Below are 23,101 nucleotides of genomic sequence, written 5' to 3' on the forward strand. Positions count from 1 at the left end.
CACGCCACCGTCCACAGTTGTCATCGTCAGGAGCCTCGTCATGCCGGATGGCCCGCACACGTCCGTCCCGCGCACAACCGCCGCGAGATCCAGCATCGCGCCGCGCCGGCTCCGGCGGACGGCACCGGCATCTGCCTTTCGGCGAACGACGGCCACATCTACCGTGCGGCCCTTGACGGCGGTGCGGCAACGCGCATCACCGACGACGATGGGAGCTTCCACTTCCTGCACGGAGTGAGCCCGGACGGACAGGAACTGGCCTACGTGGGGATCCAGGCCGGCGATTTCACCCAGCCCGGCAGGCTCATCACCATCCCGGCCGGGGGCGGCGCCGCCACCGGGCCGAACATCGATGGCCACTGCGACGGACCCGAGTACTCCCCGGACGGCGAATGGCTCTACTTCAACACCGAAGCCTTCACCATCCAACCCGGCCACGCACAACTCGAACGGCTGAACCGGGCCAGCGGCGGGGCCCCGGACGGTGCGGTAGCCGAGCGGCTGCTGGAGAGCGAAACGGCCGATTGGTTCCCGCACTTGTCCCCTGACGGCCGCCTGGCCAGCTACATCCGATTCCCCGGCGGAACCGTGGGCCACCCCGCTGACCTGCCGGTCGACGTCGTGCTTGTCTCTACCGGCGACTGGGCCGCACCCCTGCACACCTGGCCGCTCTTTGGCGGCCAGGGCACACTGAACGTCAACAGCTGGTCCCCTGATTCCACCCGATTCGCGTACGTCGCCTACCCGCTTGACAGTTTCCTGACAACAAAGGACCAATGACGTGACCAACCCCAAACCTGGAACCTCCGACGGACAGATCCGCTGGGGAATCCTCGGCACCGGTTTCATCGCCGGGCTGCAGACGCAGGACCTGATCGACAACGGATTCACGGTGCAGGCCGTCGGTTCCCGCACGCTGGAATCAAGCAAAGTGTTCAGCGGCAAGTTCAGCATTCCCACCGCCAATGACAGCTACGAAGCACTGGTCACGGACCCGGCCGTCGACGTCGTGTACGTCGCCACGCCGCACACCTTCCACCACGCCCACGCACTGCTCGCCTTGAATGCCGGGAAACACGTGCTGATCGAGAAGCCGTTCACCATCAATGCCCGCGAAGCCCGGGAAATCGTCGAACTGGCCGAATCCAAGGGGCTGGTGGCACTTGAGGCCATGTGGAGCCGCTTCCTGCCGCACATGGTCCGGATCCGCGAGATCATCCATGACGGCACGCTCGGCGAGATCCGGAAGATCGTTGCCAGCCACAACCAAAACCTTCCCAAGGACCCCGCCCACCGGCTGAACGACCCTGCCCTGGGCGGCGGAGCGCTGCTGGACCTCGGCATCTACCCGGTCTCCTTCGCTTTTGATGTCCTTGGCGTTCCGGAGATCATCCGGGCCAGCGCCTCCATGACGGCAACAGGGGTGGACCGCCAGACGGCGGCGATCTTCGAATACCCACAAGGACAGCAGGCCCTCGTGGACTGCGCGCTGGATGCCGACGGAGCCACCCGGGCAGTCGTCATCGGGACGGAAGGCTGGATCGACATCGAACCCATCTGGTCCAATCCCACGCCGTTCACCCGGTTCGACACGCACGGAAACGTCCTGGAGAGGTTTGACGAGCCGGTCAAGGGCAGAGGGATGCAATTCCAGGCAGCCGAGATGGAACGCCTCATCCACGCGGGAGCCACCGCCGGCACGGTTCTTCCGCCCAGCGAGAGCGTGGCCGTCATGGCCGCCATGGACGAGATCCGCCGGCAGATCGGCCTCAGCTACGAAGCCGACGCCACGCCGGAAGGGGCCCCGAATCACTGATACCGCCGCACCCCGGAGCACCGACCTGCGGCATCACGAGGCGGAGCCGGTCTTCCGGGCCCAGGGGTTCGTGCGCAGCCCGGGAGCTGCGTCGGCTACGTCCGGGGCTAGGGTTTTAGCTATGACGCACCAGATCCGGACAGCAACAGCGGACGACGCCGGGAGGCTGGCTGCTCTTGCTGCCGTCACCTTCCCGCTCGCATGTCCGCCGGAGTCCCGGCCTGAGGACATCGCGGCGCACCTGGCCAACACCCTCAGCGAGGCCCACTTCCGGGCCTATCTGGCCGACCCTGACGTCACCATCCTGGTCATCGACGCTGGCGGCGAGCTGCGCGGCTACAGCCTGCTGGTGGCCCGTCCCGCCGGCGGCCCGGACGTGGCCTCGGTCCTGACCGAACTGCCGTCCACCGAACTCAGCAAGTGCTACGTCCACCCCGACCACCACGGGCTCGGCGCCGCAGCCGAACTTATGCACGCCAGCATCGGCGCGGCGGCGGGCGGCGGCGCCCGCGGGCTCTGGCTCGGCGTGAACAGCCAGAACGCCCGGGCCATCCGGTTTTACGAGAAGTCCGGCTTCCGCAAGGTCGGCACCAAGTCCTTCACGCTCGGCAACACCGTGGAACACGACTTCGTCATGGAGCGCCGGATCACCTTGGGAGCGGGTGCGTGAACGCGCGCATGCCGGGCCGCCTCCCCCCAGCCTGACCCGCCCGTGACCAACCCGACAGTCCGCCGGGGAATGGAGCCGCCCCCGTCGGGGTTGTGGCGAGCATGAAGATTGAGATCTGGTCCGACGTCGCCTGCCCTTGGTGCTACATCGGCAAACGCCGCTTTGAAACCGCGCTGGCGGCCTTCCCGCACCGCGAGGCCGTGGAGGTGACGTGGCGCAGCTACCAGCTGGACCCGTCGCTGCCCGACCACTACGACGGCACCGAACTGGACTACCTGAGCACCCGCAAGGGCCTGGCTCCGGCGCAGGTCGCCGGAATGTTCGCGCATGTGGCGGAGCAGGCACGGGGTGAGGGCCTCAATTACCGTTTCGACGACGTCGTGGTCGCCAACAGCTTCACGGCCCACCGGCTGATCCACCTCGCCGCCACGCACGGGCAGCAGGACGCCGCCAAGGAACGCCTGCTCAGCGACCACTTCGAGCGGGGCCTGGACATCGGCAGCCGGGACTACCTGACCTCACTGGGACTGGATCTGGGGATCCCCGCGGCCGCGCTGGCGGAACTGTTCACCACGGACAAATACGCCGACGACGTCCGGCTGGACTTCGAGGAAGGCCGCGCCCTGGGCGTCACCGGCGTCCCGTTCTTCGTGATCGACCGGAAATTCGGGCTCTCCGGCGCCCAGCCCGCCGAAACCTTCACGGCCGCCCTCGAGCAGGCGTGGCAGGAGAGCCGCCCGCTGGAAATGGTCGGCGCCGCCGGCGGCGGGGACGCCCACGGAGCCGACGACGCCTGCGGCCCGGAAGGCTGCGCCGCCGAAGGCGGATTGGACAGTTCGCGAGCCAGCTGACGTTGTCGTGCTGAACTTTCCGCGAGTCCGTGCGCCGCGGCCATGAGCCGTGCCCTTGTTGTTGCATAGTGGACCCAGGCAGTCGATTGACTCCATGTTCCGACGATCGATTCCTGTCCTTGAATGGCGACGACAGGCGACCAACAAGATGGAGATCGATGACTACCGAAGAGCCCGCTGGCCGGCGGGGATTCCCCGCGATTGACGGGCGTCATTCCCGGGTCTGGATCCTCGGACTCCTTGCCGTGGCCGCGGCCTTTTCGGCCGGCCTAGCCTTTCGTTCGGCTGAAGAGTTCAGCCCGCTGGTCGACGGTCTCCTTGCCCTGCTCACGGTTTGGGTTCCCGCCGCGGTCGGATGGCTGGTAGTGCACCGCACCGGGCGCCGGCGACTGGAAATCATCCTCGCCGCGGGCGCATTGTCCTGCCAGGCTGCCGGGGAAACCTATTACGTGTTGAAGTCTGCCACCGGCGAGGACGTGCCGCTGCCTTCGGCGGCCGACGTGGGCTACACAGGGTTCTATGTGTTCATGCTGGCCACCCTGGCCGTGGTCATCCGCCGCCGCCTGCCTGACATGACTTGGCCCGTCGTCCTCGACAGCGCCGTCGGCGCCCTTGGGGCCTCCGCGATGCTCGCGGTCGTTCTGGACCCCATCCTGAACACGGTCCTCGATGGCCCGCGCTCGCTGGCCATGGCTCTCGGCGCCGCCTATCCCTTGCTGGACCTCGTTTTGGTGGCCGCGGTGATTGGCATCGCAGCGACCACGGGGCGCAACATCGGACGGGGATGGGGTCTGCTGGTCCTGGGCCTGCTCACTTTTGCCGGCGCCGACATCGGCTATGCCCTGCTGGAGCTGAACAGTGTCTACGCCGTTGGAACCCCCTTGGACGCCTCCTGGGCGCTGGGCATCGCCCTGATAGGCGCATGGGTCGTCATGCAGGGCCGCACTGACGATGCCCCCGGCGCCGAGGCAAGGGCCCTGCCGTCCCAGGCAGTTCCTGCCCTGGCAACGCTGGCGAGTTTGTTCGTCTTGATTTTGGGTACGCAGGTGCGAGTGCTCGTCCTCGCTGTGGTTTTGGCCAGCCTGACTCTGGCGCTGGCGGCGCTGCCGCTGGTTTTCCGGCAACGGATCCGGCTCGCGGACGTGCAGCGTCAGGCGCGGACTGATGAGCTGACAGGGCTTCCCAACAGGCGGGCCCTCTACACGGACGTGCCCAAGCGTCTTGCCGCAAACGGCCGGCGGCGCAGTGCGGTGCTGCTGCTGGACCTCGACAAGTTCAAGGAGATCAACGACAGTCTCGGCCACGATGTCGGCGACGCCCTCCTCAGCCAGGTGTCCGCGCGCCTGGCTGGACAGCTTCGGCCCACGGACCTGCTGGCACGAATGGGCGGCGACGAGTTTGTTCTGCATGTCGAAAACGTCGGAGCCGGGGAAGCACAGGCCGTGGCCCTGAAGTTGAGGTCTGCACTGGCTGAACCCTTCGATCTGGGCAGCGTCACTGTCCACGTAAACGCCAGCATTGGAATTTCGTGCTACCCGGACCAGGGGCAAGACCTGACGATGTTGCTGCGCAGGGCAGACCTGGCGATGTACACGGCAAAATCGACGCACAGCGGCCACTTCGTCTACGACGGCGGTGAGATCATTTTCGACCCACGCCAGGCCCACACCGTGCAGACGCTCAAAGAGGCCGTGTGCGGGGACCAACTACTCCTGCATTTCCAACCAAAGGTCGATCTCGCCACGGGAGACGTCCGGGGCGTGGAGGCCCTGGTCCGTTGGCAACATCCGGACTTGGGCCTTCTACAGCCAGACGACTTCCTGAAACGGTTCGAGGAAGCCGGACTCATGCCGGCCTTGACGGGCATCGTCCTGGGCAAGGCCCTGGACCAGGCCGCAGCCTGGGCAGCCAAGGGCCGGGACCTGACCGTGGCCGTGAACCTTTCCGCGCCCTCAATCATCGACTCCGGCCTGCCGGCCCAAATTGGCACCATGACCTCGGCGCGCGGGTTGTCCCCCTCCGTCCTCGTACTGGAGATCACCGAAGACGTCCTCGTCGCCGACCGCGACCGGGCCCGCACGGTACTGACCACGCTGCGAGATCTTGGCGTCCGGATCGCCGTCGACGATTTCGGCAAGGGATACAGTTCCCTTTCCTACCTGCGGGAACTTCCCATCGACGAGCTCAAACTCGACAAATCGTTCATATTGTCCATGACGGACGACTCCCGCGCCACGGCACTGGTGGTTTCAACGATAGATTTGGCGCACAGCCTGGGATTGGACATGACCGCCGAAGGCGTGGAAAGCGCCGGCGCATACCGCGCACTCAGCGACTACGGCTGCGACCTGGCGCAAGGCTACTTCATGTCAAAGCCACTCCCTGCCGCGGAACTGGACGCATGGCTCACAGAACGCGGCCAACAAACGCAGCCGGCCCCCTTCTCGGATCTCCACCCAGGCCCGGCGGCTGTAGTGGCGCGTCCCTGACAGGCACGCCAGCCGGGGGTCGCTTCAGGCAATGAACGCCGGTTTACTGACAGATCGCGCTAAAGTGTCCGTATGCCCAGGATTTCGGCCGCGAGCAACGCCGCCCAACGAGCCGAGACCCAGCACCGCATCCTGACCGCGTTCGGTGAGCTCCTCTTCACGCATGGGCTCCCGGGGCTGACCATGACCGACGTCGCACGCCACGCCCGGATCGGCCGCACCGCCGTGTACAACTACTACGCGGACATCGAAGAGCTGCTGATCGCCTACGCGCTGGACGAGACCGAACGGTTCCTGGTCGACCTGCGCGATTCCCTGGCTGCGCTGGAGAACCCGGTGGACCGCCTGGCCCTGTACGTCCGCGCCCAGGTCGAGGACCTCAGCCGGCGGCACCTGCCGCCGGGCCCCGCGATGGGGGCCGTGCTCTCGCCGGCGTCGTTCGCGAAGCTGGCGGACCACGTCGGGGAGCTCAGCGTGCTCCTGCAGGGCATTCTCCGGGACGGCATTGCCCAGGGCTACCTGCCCGAGTCGGACATCACCCAGCTCGCGCAGCTCATCCACGGCACCCTGTCCTCCAGCGCGGCCCGCGGTGACGGCGCCGGCCAGGACGCCGAGGCGGAGGCCCGGGTTGCCCGGACCGTGCGGTTCGTCCAGCTCGGCGCCGGGGCCCGGTTCGACGACGACGGCAGGCCCCTCCGCGCGCCCTCCTGACGTCCGGGCCCGGCTCCCCGCGCTACCCGGCCGACGGCGTCGGCGTCACGGGCAACCCGGATTCGTCCACGATCCGCCGGTCCTCGCGCGGGCAGCTGAGTTGGCCCGGGGTCTGGTCGACGAGTTCCGGTTTCGTCAGTTGCTGGAAGTCTCCGGTCAGGATGACGTCCACGCTCGGGTCCGTCCGGCCGTCCTGGAAGTAATCCGAGCCCGGCAGGTTCCGCTGCACACTGAACGCCGCGGACTGTCCCGCGGCGCCGGAGACGACCAACGCCACCCCGCGGTAGCTCGAGGTCGTATTGGCAACGGCCCCGACGATGAACTTGCGGGCCGCGAACTCATCGGCCACGGAGCGGGCCAGTCCCGGGCGGGAGGTCGAGTTGAAGACATTGAGGTTGATCGTCTCCGGCGGCGTGTAGTCGAAGCGCGCTTCCGGGCAGACGGACGCGGCCGCCTGCCTGCGCTCCGCCGTCGGAATCTTGATCTGGCCGTTCATGATCGCCAGCGCAACCACAATGGCGGCGGCCACCAGCCCGACGAGCAGCACCAGAACTACTCCGTGCAGGATGCGTCGTCGCATCCTGACGGGATTGTTGTGCATCTCGTCATCCTCCACGAAGGTGGCCCGCAGATCCGAGCCGGTAATGACCTGGTGCCCGTGCAGGACGGTGACGTCCTTCGGCTTCCTAGCCATTTATCACCAGCACACGCGCGTGGATCGCTGTGCGCTGGTGCAGCGCCGTTCGAACGGCCCGGTGCAGGCCGTCCTCCAGGTACAGGACGCCGCGGTACTCCACCACGTGCGGGAACAGGTCGCCGAAGAACGTCGAGTCCTCCGCCAGCAGCGCCTCGAGGTCCAGCGTGCGCTTGGTGGTCACCAGCTCATCCAGCCGGACCGGCCGCGGCGGCAGCGTTGCCCAGTCCTTGGGCGTGCTGTAACCATGGTCGGGGTACGGGCGTCCCTCGCCCACGGCTTTGAATATCACCCTGCAAGACTAGGGAACTTGGACCGACAAGGGAATCCACGACTCCCGGTGCCGGGAGGTTGTAGCCAAACAGTAACCATGTGTCACACCGCAAGGCCCTTGCTGCCACAGTCAACACCTTGCCGGCGGTACGGTCCACAACACATGCAAAGATGCCCGGCTGCTGGGAGAATGGGGCCATGACAATTCCCGAGACCTCAGCGTCCCTCTCGCCGTCGGCTCCCCCGCTGGCCCTGCTGCTCGACGTCGACGGTCCCGTGGCGAGCCCCGTGACCCGTGCGGTTCAGCCGGTGATCATCGCGGACCTGCTGGCACTGGCCGCGGCGGGGATCCCGGTCGTCTTCAACACCGGCCGATCGGCTGCTTTCATCCGCGAACAGGTGATGGAGCCGATGATCGCCGCCGGAATGCCGGACGGAACCCTTATCCATGCCGTGTGCGAGAAGGGTGCCGTCTGGTTCAGCTACACCTCCGCCGGACCCGGGCCGGACCATGTCGATCACGAGTTAGCCATCCCGCGGACCTTCGGCGACGACGTCCGGCGCCTGGTGGCCGAGGATTACGCCGGCCACATGTTCTTCGACGAGACCAAGCTGGCCATGGTCTCCGTGGAGCAGCACATCGCCGTCGAGAACTCCGACTACCGCGCCGAGCAGCAATTGTTCGACGCCGATGCCATGGAGCTGATGGGCCGGCACGGCCTCGGCGTGGTGCGGCTGGACCACCATGCCCCGGACTCCGATGACCGGATCGATTACCGGGTGGATCCGACCATCATCTCCACCGACATCGAGTCGGTCCGGCTCGGCAAGGACCTTGGCGCGAGCCGGGCCGTGGAGCTGCTGGCGGCGCAGGGCGTCACCCCGCAGGCCTGGCGCACGGTGGGCGATTCCCGCACCGACTACGCCATGGCCGACTGGCTGCACCACAACGACCATCCGGTGAAGCACGTCGACGTGCGGCCCGCCGACGGCGTCCCGGTGAAACCGTACGAGGTACTCACCGCGGCGGATCTGGGGCTCGGAGAGGATGTCATCCACGACGATGCCGGGGCTGCTTTTCTGCGCAGCTGGCGCGCGGCCCTGCTGGGCTGAACCAGCGGGCTGCAGCACTCCCGGACCCGGGATTCCGAGGGCGGGCGGGGGCTCCCGCGGCCGCCGCTGGCGGCGTTTCAGCCGCGGAAATTCGGGTCGATTTTGGGGCGGGCGTTATTATGCAAGTAGGGACACATTCACGCAAACAATCACGGAGAACTGAAATTACAGACGCATTGGTCCAGGACGAAATCTACTACGGCAGCCAGGCATCGGTAGACGCCCATGATGAGGTCACCTCCGCGGCTGCCGTCGCGAGATTCCGGGCGCGCCAGGATGTTGTCCGCCGCCGGGGCCGGTACGGCCTGATCAACGAGAACCGCACGCCGTACCAGGCCATGGTCGAGGACCTGATGTTCATCCGCTCGGTGCTGGACGGCGCCGGCCTGGACTACCTTCTGGTCCGCGGCAACACCGACCGGCCCGTTATCGCGGTGGACTGGAAGGACCGGAAGGAACTCCGCGCCGCGCTCGTCAAGGCCTGCCACGATGAGCCCTTCTACTCGATGAGCGTCGACGCCAAGAAGAAGTCCTCGGTGCTGGTCGCCGACGGCGAGCTCTCCCCGAACCGGCAGTCGCGGATCTTCCGGCTGTACCGTCCCCGGGTCGAACCGGAAGGCGGCTTCGAGTTCGGCGCCTCAGCCGGGGTGCAGCTTGAACTGTGGAGTTTCGACGGCGACGAGCTGATCCTCCCGATCGAGAACTCGCTGACCCGCCGGACGCTGCTGGCCCAGGACGCCGTCCGCGGCACCGTGGAGCGGTACGGCCACACCTGGCCCACCATCGAGAACATGTTCGCGGACCACGCCAGTGACATCAGCTTCGACATCGATCTTGTGTTTTCCTGGGTGGACGGCAGCTCCCCGGAGTACATTGCGGCGCGGCGCGCACGGATGGCCGGCGTCGTCGTGGGCGAAGGTGACGACCACGAGGCCCGCTTCCGCCAGATCGACGAACTCAAGTACGCGCTGCGCTCGATCTATATGTTCGCTCCCTGGATCCGCCGCATCTTCATTGCCACGGACTCCCACGCGCCCTCCTGGCTGGCGGACCACCCGGGTGTCACGATCGTCCGAAGCGAGGAGTTCTTCGCGGACCCCTCCGTGCTGCCCACCCACAACTCGCAGGCAGTGGAGTGCCAGCTCCACCACATCGAGGGCCTGTCCGAGCACTTCCTGTACTCCAACGACGACATGTTCTTCGGCCGCGCCGTCGGACCGGACATGTTCTTCACCCCCGGCGGCATCACGAAGTTCATCGAGGCGGAAACCCGGATCGGGCTCGGGGACAACGACACGGAACGCAGCGGGTTCGAGAACGCAGCCCGGGTGAACCGGAAGCTGCTCTGGGACCGTTTCGGCCGGATCACCACCCGGCACCTGGAGCACACGGCTGCGCCGCTGCGGCGCAGCGTCGTCGCCCAGATGGAGCAGGAGTTTCCGGCGGAATTCGCCAAGACGGCGGCCAGCACGTTCCGCGCCGCGGACAACATCTCGGTGACCAACTCGTTCTACCACTACTACGCGCTGCTCACCGGCCGCGCCGTCACCCAGACGGCGGCTAAGGTGCGCTACGTGGACACCACCGCACGGGCAGGACTCAACTACCTGCCCAAGCTTCTCGCCAAGCGGAACATGGACTTCTTCTGCCTCAACGACGGCAGTTTCCCGGAGGTCCCGGCCGCTGAACGGGCCGAACTCGTGACGGACTTCCTGGAGAAGTACTACCCCATCAAGGCTCCCTGGGAGAAGTAGGGGTCAGTTGCTGGCCGTCAGCCGGCGGTGGCCAGGCGTCCTGGCCGGGTCTTCGAGCTTCGCCTTGACCGGGATGCGGATCCCTGCAGCGGTGATCCGCCGCTGGGCTTCCGCGGCCGAGACGAGTTCGCCCACTGCCGGAGTGTCGCCGAGCAGGACCACGGAGTGCACGATCGTGTGCTCGTAGACGTGGACCAGGTTGAAGGCCTGCCCGCCGTCGCGTCCCCGGGTTCCGCCGACCGGAACGTTGAGGTCCTGCGTGTAGCAGGTGGCCGATGCCACGGACACCGGGATCCCCGCGAACGTCGCCGTCGTCGAATAGTGCAGGTGGCCGCCCAGAATCGAACGGACGTCGGAGTTCCGCAGGACACCGGCCAATGCCGTCTGGTTCCGAAGCTCCACCAGGACGGCGAGGTCCAGTACCGAGGGCACCGGCGGGTGGTGCAGGGCAAGGATGGTTCCGTCCGGGGCGGGAGTGGCGAGCTCGGCCGCGAGCCACTCCAGCTGATCGGGGCTCAGCTCGCCGTGGTGAAAACCGGGGACTGACGTGTCGAGGGTGATGATCCGCAGACCGTTGATGAAGTACGTGTGGTCCACGGGGGCGTCGTCGGCCGGCAGGTCCAGCAGGCCGGCACGGAAGTGGGCCCGGTTGTCGTGGTTGCCCATCGCCCAGATGACTTTCGCGCCCATGGCCTTGCAGGCGGGCTCTGCGATGGCCCGCAACTTGGCATAGGCCTCGGGTTCTCCCCGGTCGGCGAGGTCGCCGGTGAAAATGACCGCTTCGGGGCGCGCTCCGGAAGCCCGGACTTCGTCAAAGAGTTGCTGGAGCAGGGCGTCGCTGTCAACCACACCATGCAATGGTGCCGAACCTCCCAGCAGGTGGGGGTCACTCAGATGGAGTAAGAAATGACGTGGCCGGGGGTGCTCGGCCTCGATGAGCTCCATTGCTACCTTCCTGGTTGGGTGGAAGCGGTTGCCTCCAGCGTCCCTCTCAGTAATGTCTATCCAACCAGACATTCGGCCAACAATGTGCAAACTCCAGTAGGCATGTTCGAAAAGAGGCAATAACCGAGTAATCCGGCGGACACATACCTGACCTGCCAAGGGCCGGCCGTGCCCGCCGGATTATCACTACTCGGATTCCGTGCGGTTAGCTCAGGTATCCGTTCGGATTCAGCACGTACTTTGTGGCTGCGCCGGCGTCGAACTCCGCGTAACCCCTCGGTGCGTCTTCCAGGGAGATTGCCTTGGCGTTGACGTTCTTGGCAATGTGGACCTTGTCATGCAGGATCGCCATCATCAGCTGGCGGTTGTACTTCATCACCGGACACTGGCCGGTGGTGAAGCTCAGCGACTTGGCCCAGCCGGTGCCGAGGCTGAGCGAGAGAGCGCCCTTCTTGGCGGCCTCGTCGATGCCGCCCGGGTCCCCGGTGACGTAGAGTCCCGGAATACCCAGCGCACCGCCGGCGGCCGTGATATCCATCAGCGAGTTGAGGACCGTGGCCGGAGCTTCCTTGGCGTCGTGGCCATGCCCCCTGGCTTCGAAACCGACGGCGTCGACACCGCAGTCGACTTCCGGAATGCCCAGGATCTGTTCAATCTGCTCGGCCGGCCCGCCTTCGGTCAGATCGATGGTTTCGCAGCCGAAGCTGCGTGCCCGGGCAAGGCGGTCGGCGTTCAGGTCGCCGACTATCACGACGGCGGCACCCAGCAGATGCGCGCTGGTGGCCGCGGCCAGCCCGACCGGACCGGCGCCGGCGATGTAGACCGTAGAGCCAACGCCCACGCCGGCGCTGACGGCGCCATGGAAGCCCGTCGGGAAGATATCCGACAGCATTGTCAGGTCCATCATCTTCTCGAGGGCCTGGTCCCTGTCCGGGAACTTCAGCAGGTTCCAGTCTGCGTACGGCACCAGGACGTAATTGGCCTGGCCGCCGACCCAGCCACCCATGTCCACGTACCCGTAGGCGGCACCCGGCCGGGCGGGGTTGACGTTGAGGCAAATGCCGGTCTTCCGCTCTTTGCAGTTGCGGCAGCGGCCGCAGGCGATATTGAAGGGGACCGAGCAGATGTCCCCCACCTTGATGAACTCAACGTCCGGTCCGACTTCCACGACCTCGCCGGTGATTTCGTGGCCCAGCACCAGGTCAGTGGGGGCTGTGGTGCGGCCTCGAACCATGTGCTGGTCGGAGCCGCAAATGTTCGTGGCAACGGTTTTAAGGATCACGCCATGGCGCACCGAACGGCCCACGTTGGCGGGGTTGACCCCCGGGCCGTCTTTGAGTTCGAAGCTGGGGTAGTCAATGTCGATCAGTTCGACCTTGCCCGGCCCCTTGTAGGCAACGGCTTTGTTCCCTGTCATCACTTTCCTCCTGGTTTCACGGACCCCCAATATGAGTGTCCAGTTGTGATTCACGAAGCGTGCTGATGCACCGTCCCCGGGCCCGTGACGGCAGGGCCGCCAGCTCACACACGCGTGTCTGCGCCGTGCGTGTGCCCGGTTGATTTGGAAGGTCCGGCCAGTCTAGGCGGTAAGCATACTTAGGGATAGGGGTCATTGTCCCCTTGTGCTCTGGGAGCCGGCTCTCAGGCAAGGGCGGACTGTACGGCTTCAATAATCTCTGGTGAGTCGGGCTCCACGGTGGGGGCGAAACGCGCCACCACCTCGCCGTCGCGGTTCACCAGGAACTTCTCAAAGTTCCATTTCACCAATCCCGGCAGAAAGCTGTTCTTGAATTTGGTGAGCTCGGCGTAGAGCGGGTGCTGGCTCTTGCCGCGGACGTCGGCTTTGGTGGTGAGCGGGAAGGTCACGCCGAAATTCCGTTCGCAGAATTCAGCGATCTCGGAGTCGGCGGCGGGTTCCTGGCCCGCGAACTGGTTGCAGGGCACACCGAGCACCTGGAAGCCCTGCCCGCGGAACTTGTTGTGCAGCGCCTCGAGGCCGGCGTACTGCGGCGTGAATCCGCACTGTGAAGCAACGTTCACGACCAGCACCACTTCTCCCTTGAAGCGGCCAAAATCGCTGTCTGTGCCGTCGATGAGTGTGAGCGGAATGCTGTGGAGAGAGGTCATGAGAAGGTTCCTCGCGAAGTGGTCATGAAGTTCGTGTCCGGAGCGGCGCTCCGGAAGTCGTCACGACTGTCATTCGATACCAACGCGTGGAGGTATGGGTTTGTGCCGGCTACGGGCCAGGGGTCAGCGACGGGTCCGTGGTCGCCGACGGTTCAGCGGTCGGGGTGGGCGCGGGCGGTGCAGGTTCCTCGGTGGGCGCGGGCGGTGCAGGTTCCTCGGTGGGCGCGGGCGGGGGCGGCGGCGGAGCCACCACCGGTGGCGGTGCGGGCGCCACGACCGGCGGAGGCGGAGGTGGCGGTGCGGGCGCCACGACCGGCGGAGGCGGAGGCGCAGGCGCCGCGGTGGTCTCCGGCGGCGGAGGAGGCGGTGGAGGAGGCGGTGGGGTGGTCTCAGACGGCGGCGGGGGCGCGGTGGTCTCCGACGGTGGCGGGGGCGCGGTGGTCTCCGACGGTGGCGGGGGCGCGGTGCTCGGCTCCGAGGGAGGCGGCGGTGCGGTGGTCTCCGACGGTGGCGGCGCGGGCGCGGTACTCGGATCCGACGGAGGCGGCGTGTTGGTCGGCGTCGACGGAGGCGGGCTGGTCGGCGTCGGTGTGCCCGCCGTCGTCGTGGTCCCGCTCGGGGACCCGCTCGGCGGCTGGCTGGGTTCGAGCGTTGGCGTGTCCGAGCGCGTCTTGGTCGGCGACAGCCCGTCCCAGATGGACGGTGTGGGCGCGGGGGCCGGGGAAGAGGCGAACGGCGTTCCCGGCAGCGCTGCGGCGGGAACTTCCTGGCTGCCGCCAGCAACTACGTGCGTCCTGTCTTCAGAGACCGGGATCGCCCAGCCAAGGGAATTGTTGGAGGACTTGCCGGCGTCTGGTCCGTAGCTGACCATCTCAAGGGCGCTCAGCTCGTCCGTCTGCACGATCGGAAGAAGGATCCAGTCATGCGGATTCTTGTGGGAGCCGTTCAGGATGGTCTCAAAATGCAGGTGGCAGCCGGTGGAGGATCCCGTCGTTCCCACCCGGGCAATGACCTCGCCAACCCGCACCGAGTCGCCCTTCTTGACGGCGATCGCTTCAAGATGGTTGTAGGTGGTGATGAGACCGTTGCCGTGGTCGATTTCCACGCGGTTCCCGCCGCCCCACGGGTGCCAGCCGACAGCCCGCACGACGCCGGCGTCGGCCGAGTAGACACGGGTACCGCACGGCGCGGCATAGTCCTGGCCCCAGTGAAATTCCCCGGATGACCCCGAGATGGGGCTGGTTCGCAGCCCGAAGGGCGAAGACTCCCGAAGTGATTCGAGTGGGGCCATCAGGAACCCTTCGGCGGGGCGTTTCAGTCCGGCAGACGCCACGTTGAGTTCCCCTGGAACGCCGTCCTTGGAGGTTGTCTCGACCGTTGACCGGGTGTAGGCAACGAGCGCAAGGGCATCCGCTGTGAAGGCTACCGGCGCCAGGGGGTCGGCGGCCGGAACGGTGCGGGCCCCAGCTGTGCCCGGGGTGTCCGGATCCAGCGTGCCCGGTCCCACCACGCCGTATGCCAGCGAGGGGGCCGGGACAACGGCGGTGCCGCTTCCCGACAGTCCCTGGACCCCGAAAGTCAGGACCGCAAGAGAGAGGCAAAAGCCGCCGGACAAACAGCGCACGGCAATTGTTCGCGTTCTGACTGCTCGCTCACTCGATGAGTTTCCCCAGTGTTTTCCCACGATGTGACTCCCGCATCCTGTTCGCCGGTCCCCAATTTTCGCGGACTCAGGTTCTTATGGGACCACAATCAGAGGGACCTGGGAACCGTAAAAACTACCCCATTCCAACTACAGGTGGTGGACCAGTAGTACTCGTGATGCGGGCAGGTACCGGGCGGCGCAGCGGTGGGTGAGAATGGAGTATGCGCAACCTCCTCAAGGAATGGCAGGCCGAACTCAAGCAGACGTTCACCGGGACCCGGGACGCCGTGCCGGACTGGGTTCCGCGCCTGGCGGAAGGCGACGACCCCGGCTACCACTTGCCAGGGTCCGCGGTCTGGGCCGTCCATGGGGACATGGCGACGATCGTGGCGGGAATACGCGCCCTGCTCATGCAGGCTCTGCACCCCGGTGCTCTGGCGGGCGTCCATGACCACTCCCGCTTCCGCGAGGACCCGCTGGGCCGGCTTGCCGGAACGATCCGATGGATCTTTACGGTTTCCTACGGTTCAACGGCCGCGGCCCGGGCAGCCTCCGACTGGGTGCTGGGTCTCCATGGATCGGTGCGCGGGGATTACGTGGACGGACATGGCGTCTCTCGGAGCTACGCGGCCAACGATCCGGAGCTGCTCCGCTGGGTGCACATTGCCTTCACCGACGCCTTCCTCTCGGCGCACAAGATCTGGGGCAGGCCGATTCCCGGCGGCCCCGACGCCTACGTGCGTGAGTGGGCGCAGGCCGGCCAGCTCATGGGAGTGGAGTCCCCGCCACTCAGCGAGGCGGAAATGCGCCGGCAGCTGGACCAGTGGCACGACGCCGGCGAGCTCCGTTCCGACGAAAGGGTCGCCGAGACGGTGGCATTCATCCGCAATCCGCCGCTCCATCCAGTGCTCAGGCCAGGCTACCGGGTGCTGTTCGCAGCGGCGGTGGCAAGTCTCGAACCCAAGTACCGCGACCTGTTGGGCCTGCGGACCGCGCGGCTGGGCCCCATCCCGCTGCCGGTGAGGCTGGCCACGAGCGTAGCGCTCGGTGTCGTCCATCTTGCCCTGGGTCGGGTGGGTCCCAGCGAACAGGCCGCCCGCGCCCGCCTTCGCCGGCTGGGCCTCGCGGGGTGAGGCCGGACCGGACAAGGCCAGCGGCCTAAAAGCTGGTACGTTTCGGCCGCTGACCCGGGACCCGGGTTCCGGCGCCGGGAACACGTTGCCCGCTAACCCGCCGCTAACCCCAGCGCGGGACCACTCAGCGGACCACTCGGCGGATTCCGGGATTCCGGAGGACGCAAAAGGCCCCGGTCCAAGGGACCGGGGCCGACCGCGGAGAATGGGGGATTTGAACCCCCGAGGGCATTAACCCAACACGCGTTCCAGGCGTGCGCCATAGGCCGCTAGGCGAATTCTCCAGTAGCTTCTGAATCAAAAGCAGATACTAGAATACCTGAACTTCCCGGCATCGCCCAATTGGCCCCTCGGCCCCCGCCCCACGGGACATGCCCCACCCTCCCCCCGGCCACTGGACATAAGCCCGAAATGTCCACTCAGAGCCGCGAAGACTGGGCATGTCCACACGCACACTCCCCCCGCCCCACGGGGCATGCCCCACCCTCCCCCCGGCCACTGGACATAGCCCGGCATGCCCACTCAGAGCCGCGGAAAATGGGCATGTCCCGCGGGATTTTTCGGCCGCGAGGAACGCGATTCGGGGCACACTCAATCGTCGGGTAAACTTGCTGACGGCCCCTCATGTGGCGTCATCCTGTTGAACTCCCCCAGGACCGGAAGGTAGCAAGGGTAGATGGGCTCTGGCGGGTGCATGGGGGGTCTTTTATGTCTGTGCCGATTGGTAGGGTTTATCTGTGACTGTTACAACCGCCCTTTACCGCAGATACCGCCCCGATTCGTTCGCGGACGTTATCGGGCAGGAACACGTCACCGAGCCGCTGATGACGGCTCTGCGCAAGAACCGCGTCAACCACGCCTACCTCTTCTCGGGCCCTCGCGGCTGCGGAAAGACCACGTCCGCGCGCATCCTGGCCCGCTGCCTGAACTGCGCCGAGGGCCCCACGGACACCCCCTGCGGCAAGTGTCCCAGCTGCGTTGAACTCGCCCGCGGCGGCTCCGGGTCACTCGACGTCATAGAAATTGACGCCGCCAGCCACGGCGGCGTCGACGACGCCCGTGACCTGCGCGAACGGGCCACGTACGCCCCCGTCCGCGACCGCTACAAGATTTTCATCATCGACGAGGCCCATATGGTCACCTCTGCCGGCTTCAACGCCCTGCTCAAGATCGTCGAAGAGCCGCCGGAACACATCAAGTTCATCTTCGCCACCACGGAGCCGGACAAGGTCATCGGCACCATCCGCTCCCGCACGCACCACTACCCGTTCCGGCTCGTGCCGCCCGAACCGCTCATGGCGTACCTCGAACTGCTATGCACACAGGAGAACGTCCCGGTGGCGCCCGGCGTGCTCTCGCTCGTCATCCGCGCCGGCGGCGGTTCGGTGCGTGACTCGCTCTCCGTGCTGGACCAGCTCATGGCGGGCGCCGGACCCAACGGCCTGGACTACGAACTCGCCGTCGCGCTGCTCGGCTACACCCATGCTTCCCTGCTCGACGACGTCGTCGAGGCCGTCGCAGCGTCCGACGCCGCCACTGTGTTCCGGGCCGTGGACCGTGTCATCCAGACCGGGCATGACCCCCGCCGTTTCGTGGAGGACCTGCTCGAGCGCTTCCGTGACCTCATCATTGTCCAGGCCATGCCGGAGAGCGCCCACTCGATCCTCCGCGGCATGCCCGCGGACCAGATCGCGCGTCTGCAGAACCAGTCCCACAACCTGGGCGCGGCCGAGCTGTCGCGCGCGGCTGACGTCACCAACACGGCCCTCACCGAAATGACCGGCGCCACGTCGCCGCGGCTCCACCTGGAGCTGCTCTGCGCCCGCATCCTGCTCCCGTCCTCCGAGCAGACCGAGCGCGGCATTGCCGCCCGGATCGACAGGGTGGAACGCCGCCTGAATTACGCCGGCAACGACGTCGGGGCTCCCGCCGCCGCCGCGCCGGCGATCCCGGCCACAGCCGCTCCCGCCGTAGCCGTCCCGGCCCCCCTGGCACCGGTTCCTGCAACTGCAGCGCCGGCCGCCGCGGTCCCCGCAGCCCCGGCAGAATCCGCACCTGCCGCCGTACCCGCAGCCGCGGCAGAATCCGCACCTGCCGCGGTACCCGGGCGCGATGCCGAACCGGCCAGGGAAACACTCACCCCGCCGCGCGTCAGCACCGGAGACTGGCCCGTCGACGAGTCCGACGCGGTCAACCGCGCCGAGCCCGGGCAGTCCCGCGCACCCCGGACGGCCGCGCCGGTGCAGCCGGCACCCCCGGTCCCGTCCACCCCGGCACCGGCCATACCGGCCCCATCCGCAGTAGCCCAGAACCAGCCGTCCCCCGCCGCTCCCGCACCCGCGCGCGCCGCGGCCACCGGCTCCGGGCCCGACGTCGAAGTCCTCCGCCGCGCCTGGCCGGAGATCCTGCAGACGCTGACAAAAATCAAGCGGAGCACCTGGGCCCTGGTCGAGCCGAACGCCCAGGTGGGCCACTTCGAAGACCATGTCCTGACGCTCGCCTTCACCACCTCGGGCCTGGCCGGCGCGTTCGGCCGGGCGGATCACTCCGAGAATCTGCGGCAGGCGATCCACAAGACCATAGGCATCGAATGCCAGATCAATGCAGTGGCCAGCGGAAGCAACAGCGCAGCGAGCTCTGAACCAAACCCAAAAGCACCCGTTAGCCGGGACGTTCCGGCCACGTCCACCGACGCGGACTGGGGTCTGGCCCCGGCCGCCGCTCCGGCTCCTTCCGGGGCAGCAGGGGGCGTCACTGCCGGGCCGGATTCTGCGCAGGCTGAAGCGGCACCGGGAACCGGTCCAGTCACACCGGCCGCTCCAGCCCAGACACCTGTCACTCAGGCCGCTCCGGTCCAGACATCCGACTCCGCACCCACCTCGCCTGCTTTGGCGCCGACGCCCGTTCCGGCACCTGTTGCCCGCGAGGAACCGCCGGCCGATGTTCCGGCAGCCGAGGCCGCAGGCGAACAGCCGGGATCCTCCCCGGAGGCCGCCGGATCTTACGCCTACCCCGACGATGACTGGGGCCCGCCGCGGGACGAGGACGCTCCGCCGCTGGACGAGGAACCGCCCATGGACTGGGACCCCGCGTCCCCCGTCGTGGCGCGCGCCGCCCAGCCGGCCCTCGCCCAGCAGTCCGCCGCGCCCGCCCGCAAAAGGGCTGCTTCGCCGGCGCGCTCGGCCGCTGCTGCCGCGACTCCCCCGGCCGTCACTCCGGCAGCGCCGGTGCCGGACACCGCCAACGACCCGTGGGCCCGCGCCGTCGAGCAGGCCCCCGGAATCTGGACGATCGGCTCGGACTCCAACGTCGGAAGCTACGCTCCCGGGACGCCCGTGACCCCCGAACCGGAGCCGGAACCGGAACCGCCGCACTACGCACCTGCGGCGGCCCAGGTCCCCCACTACGCCGCAGCGGTGCCTGCTACCGCCGTCTACGAGCCAGTCGACTCCTCGTCATCCAACGGATGGGGAGACTCCGCGGAGTTGGTGGCGGTCGGCGCCCCATCCCTTTCAGCCTCAGCAAACTCCGCGCCGACGGCTGCGCACGCGTCCTCAGCAGCCGCCGCGCCGACCGCTGCGCGGACACCGCCCACCCCGTCACCGGCTGTGGCCACGGCAGCCCCGGCGGCGCCACCTTCGACGGGCCGGCAGAGCCTCTATCAACGGCTCTCCAACAGCCCGGAGGCCGAAGCCGGCCGCGCCAAAGCCCCTGCCCGGGCCGCTGCCGCCACGACCACCTACGTCCAGGACGTCCCCAGCGCGGATGACGAAACGATCGAGGAATCAGGCGTCTTCGGGCGGGCCGCCGTCGAGCGCATCCTGGGCGGAAAACTTGTTGAAGAGCGGTCACTGGACGGAAGCCCGCTGCCGCCGCGCTCCTAGCCGCACCGCCGGGTCCACGACCCGCCACCACCCCAAACGAACGAGGACACAGTGTATGAAGGTGCAGTTCAAGAGCTGATCGACGAGCTCGGACGCCTTCCCGGAGTCGGGCCCAAGTCCGCCCAGCGGCTGGCCTTCCACATCCTCGAGGCCGACCCGCAGGACATGAAACGACTTGTCGACGCCATCACCAGCGTCAAGGAACGCGTCAAATTCTGCACCGCGTGCGGCAACGTCACGGAACAGGAGCTGTGCAACATCTGCCGCGACCCCCGCCGGGACCCCTCGATCATCTGCGTTGTCGAGGAATCCAAGGACGTTCTCGCGGTGGAGCGCACACGCTCCTTCCGGGGCCGGTACCACGTGCTCGGCGGGGCGATCAACCCCATAGCGGGCATCGGGCCCGAGCAGCTCCGGATCCGGGAACTCCTCACCCGCCTCAACGACGGCGCCATCCAGGAAATCATCATCGCCACCGACCCCAACCTGGAGGGCGAGGCCACAGCGACCTACCTTGCGCGGATGCTCAAATCGATTGGCATCGCCGTGACCCGGCTGGCCTCCGGCCTGCCCGTGGGCGGTGATCTTGAATACGCCGATGAAGTGACCCTCGGCCGCGCCTTCGAGGGCCGCCGCAACGCCCTGGGCTGATCGGAGGCGGGCCCGTCATGTCTCCACCGGCCCCAATCCGCACCGAACGCCTGGTGCTGCGTCCGCTGGCAATCGAAGATGCGGCGGCGGTCCTTCGGTTCCGCGGTGACCCCATTGCGACGCAGTATCTGTCCCACGGCCCCCTGAGTCCAGACGAGAACACCGCCAGACTCCGGCAGCTGGTCGAAGCCGCTGGCTCGTCCGGGCTGGATTGGTTCAATTTCGGCTGGGCCATTGAGCTCCGCGAGACGGGCGAGGTCATTGGTGATGGCCGGACGTGGAACTCGGCAGAGCCGCCGGCGCCGGGCAACATACCCGCCGACTGCGGGAGCCTCGGGTACATTCTCCATCCCGGACACCACGGTCGCGGCCTGGGCCGCGAGGCGGCAGGAGCCCTGGTCGGCTGGCTTTTCGAACAACGCGGAATGCATGCGGTGTTCGCCGGCGTGTATGAATCCAATCTCCCCTCCAGACGGCTTTTGGCGCGCCTGGGCTTCCGGCAGGACCGCCATTTCACCTCCTCGCAGGACACTACGGGCAAGAACCTTCCGTCCTGGCGCTACAGGCTGGACCGGAACTCGTATGAAACTGGCCCCCGGCCGGCCACGAAACCGGGCCCTTAGCCCTCCGGATCCAGCCCAGGGCGGGCATGCCCAGCCTCCGCGCCCACGGATGGACATAGGGCCAACATGCCCATCACCCGGCCGCGCCGGAGGGCATGTCCACAACGGGCGGGAGCACATGCCCGCCCCCTGCCCGCAGCGGAGGGCATGTCCAGCGGGCCGGACGCAGGCCTGTCTGGCATGCGGTCACAATTCAGCAACCAAGGGCTCCCGGCGATAAACTGGGCTGAGAAGTTACGCCGTCGCGCCGTTTGGTTGCTTGGCCCAGACCCGATAATCCAGTGAGGGTGCGCGCATGAGTTTGCCCACTACCGAAGTCCACCCCGGACCGCAGCCACAGGAACTGCCCGCTGCTGCCGCCATGACGAAGCACCTTGTGGTGAAGAAGTTCGGCGGCTCCTCCGTGGCGGACGCCGAGGGCATCAAGCGCGTGGCCCGCCGGATCGTGGATGCCCAGAACGCCGGCGACGAAGTGGTCGTGGTTGTCTCCGCCATGGGCGACACCACCGATGAGCTGCTCGATCTCGCGGCCCAGGTCACCGACTCCGCACCGGCCCGTGAAATGGACATGCTCCTTTCCGCCGGCGAGCGCATCTCGATGGCACTGCTCGCCATGGCCATCAACAAGTTCGGCGCGTCCGCCCAGTCCTTCACCGGCTCCCAGGCCGGCATGATCACCGATGGCATCCACGGCAAGGCCCGGATCATCGACGTCGACCCGCACCGCATCCGCACCGCCCTGGACAAGGGCCACATTGCGATCGTCGCGGGCTTCCAGGGCATGAGCCGCACCACGAACGAAATCACCACCCTGGGCCGCGGCGGCTCGGACACGACGGCGGTGGCGCTGGCCGCCGCCCTCGACGCGGACGTGTGCGAGATCTTCACCGACGTCGACGGGATCTACACCGCCGATCCGCGCGTCGTGCCGTCCGCCCGCAAAATCGACCGGATCTCCAGCGAGGAAATGCTGGAACTGGCGGCGTCCGGCGCAAAGATCCTGCACCTGCGCTGCGTCGAGTACGCCCGCCGTTTCGGCGTCCCGCTGCACGTCCGTTCGTCATTCAGCCAGAACGAAGGCACCTGGGTCATGCCCAGCGCCGACGACAAAATCACAACCCAAGAGGGAGTTGCCTTGGAGCAGCCAATCATCTCCGGTGTTGCACATGACCGTTCCGAAGCGAAGGTCACGGTTGTCGGTGTTCCCGATATCCCGGGCAAGGCCGCGGCGATCTTCCAGGTCATTGCCGATGCGCACTCGAACATCGACATGATCGTCCAGAACGTTTCCACCCATGGCACGGGCCGGACCGACATCTCCTTCACGCTGCCGATCGTCGAGGGCGCCGACGCCCTGGCCGCCCTGCACGCCGCGCAGGACCGGATCGGTTTCGAGAGCATCGAGTACAACGAGAAGATCGGCAAGCTGTCGCTGATCGGCGCCGGCATGCGTTCCCACCCGGGCGTCTCGGCACGGTTCTTCGCGGCGCTGTCCGAGGCCGGGATCAACATCAACATGATCTCCACCTCGGAAATCCGGATTTCCGTCGTCACGCACGCGGACCTGCTCGACGACGCCGTGCGCGTCATCCACAAGGCCTTCGACCTGGACAGCGAGGATGAGGCGACGGTGCACGGCGGTACCGGCCGCTGAGCCCACCGCCGGGATCAGCCCGGAACGAAATAACGAAGGGAGCGGCGACTGCCGCTCCCTTCGTTATG

19 protein-coding genes, 1 tRNA gene, 1 other RNA gene and 1 pseudogene are annotated in these 23,101 nt (G+C 67.2%); 15 read left to right on the forward strand and 7 right to left on the reverse strand.

What is annotated here, in order from left to right:
* The first annotated feature begins 234 nt into the window (after positions 1 to 234).
* From QK291_RS00570 to QK291_RS00595, 6 genes are all read left to right on the forward strand, one after another.
* The gene (locus QK291_RS00570) at positions 235 to 780 is read left to right on the forward strand and encodes a hypothetical protein (protein WP_282378081.1); all 546 of its coding nucleotides are present in this window, start codon (positions 235 to 237) and stop codon (positions 778 to 780) included.
* 1 nt (position 781) lies between these two features.
* Positions 782 to 1,816 carry a Gfo/Idh/MocA family oxidoreductase gene (locus QK291_RS00575; RefSeq protein WP_282378083.1) on the forward strand — a complete coding sequence of 345 codons (1,035 nt, stop codon included), beginning with the start codon at positions 782 to 784 and terminating at the stop codon, positions 1,814 to 1,816.
* Between the two features lie 121 nt (positions 1,817 to 1,937).
* The gene (locus QK291_RS00580; RefSeq protein ID WP_282378086.1) at positions 1,938 to 2,486 is read left to right on the forward strand and encodes a GNAT family N-acetyltransferase; all 549 of its coding nucleotides are present in this window, start codon (positions 1,938 to 1,940) and stop codon (positions 2,484 to 2,486) included.
* Positions 2,487 to 2,587: 101 nt separating this feature from the next.
* A complete protein-coding gene (locus tag QK291_RS00585) occupies positions 2,588 to 3,337 on the forward strand; it encodes a DsbA family oxidoreductase (RefSeq protein WP_282378087.1) in 750 nt (249 codons plus the stop codon).
* A gap of 158 nt (positions 3,338 to 3,495) precedes the next feature.
* Positions 3,496 to 5,826, forward strand: a complete 2,331-nt coding sequence (locus tag QK291_RS00590; RefSeq protein ID WP_282378089.1) for an EAL domain-containing protein — start codon at positions 3,496 to 3,498, stop codon at positions 5,824 to 5,826.
* A gap of 72 nt (positions 5,827 to 5,898) precedes the next feature.
* Positions 5,899 to 6,537, forward strand: coding sequence for a TetR/AcrR family transcriptional regulator (locus tag QK291_RS00595; RefSeq protein ID WP_282378091.1), 639 nt, complete (start codon positions 5,899 to 5,901; stop codon positions 6,535 to 6,537).
* Positions 6,538 to 6,559: 22 nt separating this feature from the next.
* Here QK291_RS00595 and QK291_RS00600 read toward each other — a convergent pair whose 3' ends face one another.
* Positions 6,560 to 7,231 carry a LytR C-terminal domain-containing protein gene (locus tag QK291_RS00600; protein ID WP_282378092.1) on the reverse strand — a complete coding sequence of 224 codons (672 nt, stop codon included), beginning with the start codon at positions 7,229 to 7,231 and terminating at the stop codon, positions 6,560 to 6,562.
* Positions 7,224 to 7,523 (reverse strand): type II toxin-antitoxin system VapB family antitoxin, encoded by a 300-nt coding sequence (locus tag QK291_RS00605; protein WP_282378093.1) that lies wholly within the window; start codon positions 7,521 to 7,523, stop codon positions 7,224 to 7,226. The genes QK291_RS00600 and QK291_RS00605 overlap by 8 nt, the downstream gene beginning before the upstream one ends.
* 179 nt (positions 7,524 to 7,702) lie before the next feature.
* On the opposite strand from QK291_RS00605, the gene QK291_RS00610 reads away from it, so the two are divergent.
* Both QK291_RS00610 and QK291_RS00615 read left to right on the forward strand, forming a co-directional pair.
* Positions 7,703 to 8,617, forward strand: coding sequence for a hypothetical protein (locus QK291_RS00610; protein ID WP_282378096.1), 915 nt, complete (start codon positions 7,703 to 7,705; stop codon positions 8,615 to 8,617).
* 119 nt (positions 8,618 to 8,736) lie between these two features.
* Complete coding sequence (locus QK291_RS00615; protein WP_282378098.1) at positions 8,737 to 10,371, forward strand: stealth family protein; 1,635 nt, start codon at positions 8,737 to 8,739, stop codon at positions 10,369 to 10,371.
* Positions 10,372 to 10,374: 3 nt separating this feature from the next.
* Here QK291_RS00615 and QK291_RS00620 read toward each other — a convergent pair whose 3' ends face one another.
* The 3 genes from QK291_RS00620 to QK291_RS00630 form a co-directional block, all read right to left on the reverse strand.
* Positions 10,375 to 11,316, reverse strand: a complete 942-nt coding sequence (locus QK291_RS00620; protein WP_282378100.1) for a phosphodiesterase — start codon at positions 11,314 to 11,316, stop codon at positions 10,375 to 10,377.
* A gap of 205 nt (positions 11,317 to 11,521) precedes the next feature.
* Positions 11,522 to 12,733 (reverse strand): formaldehyde dehydrogenase, glutathione-independent, encoded by a 1,212-nt coding sequence (fdhA, locus tag QK291_RS00625; RefSeq protein WP_282378101.1) that lies wholly within the window; start codon positions 12,731 to 12,733, stop codon positions 11,522 to 11,524.
* A 224-nt stretch (positions 12,734 to 12,957) separates the two neighbouring features.
* Entirely contained in the window at positions 12,958 to 13,443 is a 486-nt protein-coding gene (locus tag QK291_RS00630) for a glutathione peroxidase (RefSeq protein ID WP_282378103.1), read from the reverse strand.
* A gap of 86 nt (positions 13,444 to 13,529) precedes the next feature.
* Between QK291_RS00630 and QK291_RS00635 the strand changes: the two genes are divergently transcribed.
* Complete coding sequence (locus tag QK291_RS00635) at positions 13,530 to 14,306, forward strand: hypothetical protein (protein ID WP_282378961.1); 777 nt, start codon at positions 13,530 to 13,532, stop codon at positions 14,304 to 14,306.
* 74 nt (positions 14,307 to 14,380) lie between these two features.
* Here QK291_RS00635 and QK291_RS00640 read toward each other — a convergent pair.
* Positions 14,381 to 14,734: pseudogene (locus QK291_RS00640) on the reverse strand (M23 family metallopeptidase); the annotation flags it as partial.
* A gap of 575 nt (positions 14,735 to 15,309) precedes the next feature.
* Here QK291_RS00640 and QK291_RS00645 point away from each other — a divergent pair.
* A complete protein-coding gene (locus QK291_RS00645; RefSeq protein WP_282378105.1) occupies positions 15,310 to 16,221 on the forward strand; it encodes an oxygenase MpaB family protein in 912 nt (303 codons plus the stop codon).
* A gap of 199 nt (positions 16,222 to 16,420) precedes the next feature.
* Here QK291_RS00645 and QK291_RS00650 read toward each other — a convergent pair.
* Positions 16,421 to 16,505, reverse strand: a tRNA-Ser gene (locus QK291_RS00650).
* Between the two features lie 329 nt (positions 16,506 to 16,834).
* Here QK291_RS00650 and ffs point away from each other — a divergent pair.
* The 5 genes from ffs (at position 16,835) to QK291_RS00675 (ending at position 23,033) form a co-directional block, all read left to right on the forward strand.
* Positions 16,835 to 16,931: signal recognition particle sRNA small type (gene ffs, locus QK291_RS00655), an RNA gene on the forward strand.
* 27 nt (positions 16,932 to 16,958) lie between these two features.
* A complete protein-coding gene (locus QK291_RS00660) occupies positions 16,959 to 20,105 on the forward strand; it encodes a DNA polymerase III subunit gamma and tau (RefSeq protein WP_282378106.1) in 3,147 nt (1,048 codons plus the stop codon).
* A gap of 51 nt (positions 20,106 to 20,156) precedes the next feature.
* The gene (recR, locus tag QK291_RS00665) at positions 20,157 to 20,756 is read left to right on the forward strand and encodes a recombination mediator RecR (RefSeq protein WP_282378108.1); all 600 of its coding nucleotides are present in this window, start codon (positions 20,157 to 20,159) and stop codon (positions 20,754 to 20,756) included.
* A gap of 17 nt (positions 20,757 to 20,773) precedes the next feature.
* On the forward strand, positions 20,774 to 21,379 hold the full coding sequence (locus QK291_RS00670) for a GNAT family N-acetyltransferase (RefSeq protein ID WP_282378110.1): 606 nt from the start codon (positions 20,774 to 20,776) through the stop codon (positions 21,377 to 21,379).
* 295 nt (positions 21,380 to 21,674) lie between these two features.
* Positions 21,675 to 23,033, forward strand: a complete 1,359-nt coding sequence (locus QK291_RS00675) for an aspartate kinase (protein ID WP_282378112.1) — start codon at positions 21,675 to 21,677, stop codon at positions 23,031 to 23,033.
* The last annotated feature ends 68 nt before the right edge of the window (positions 23,034 to 23,101 follow it).

The organism is Arthrobacter sp. AL12, assembly GCF_029960645.1.
In the GTDB taxonomy this organism is placed as follows: Bacteria; Actinomycetota; Actinomycetes; order Actinomycetales; family Micrococcaceae; genus Arthrobacter.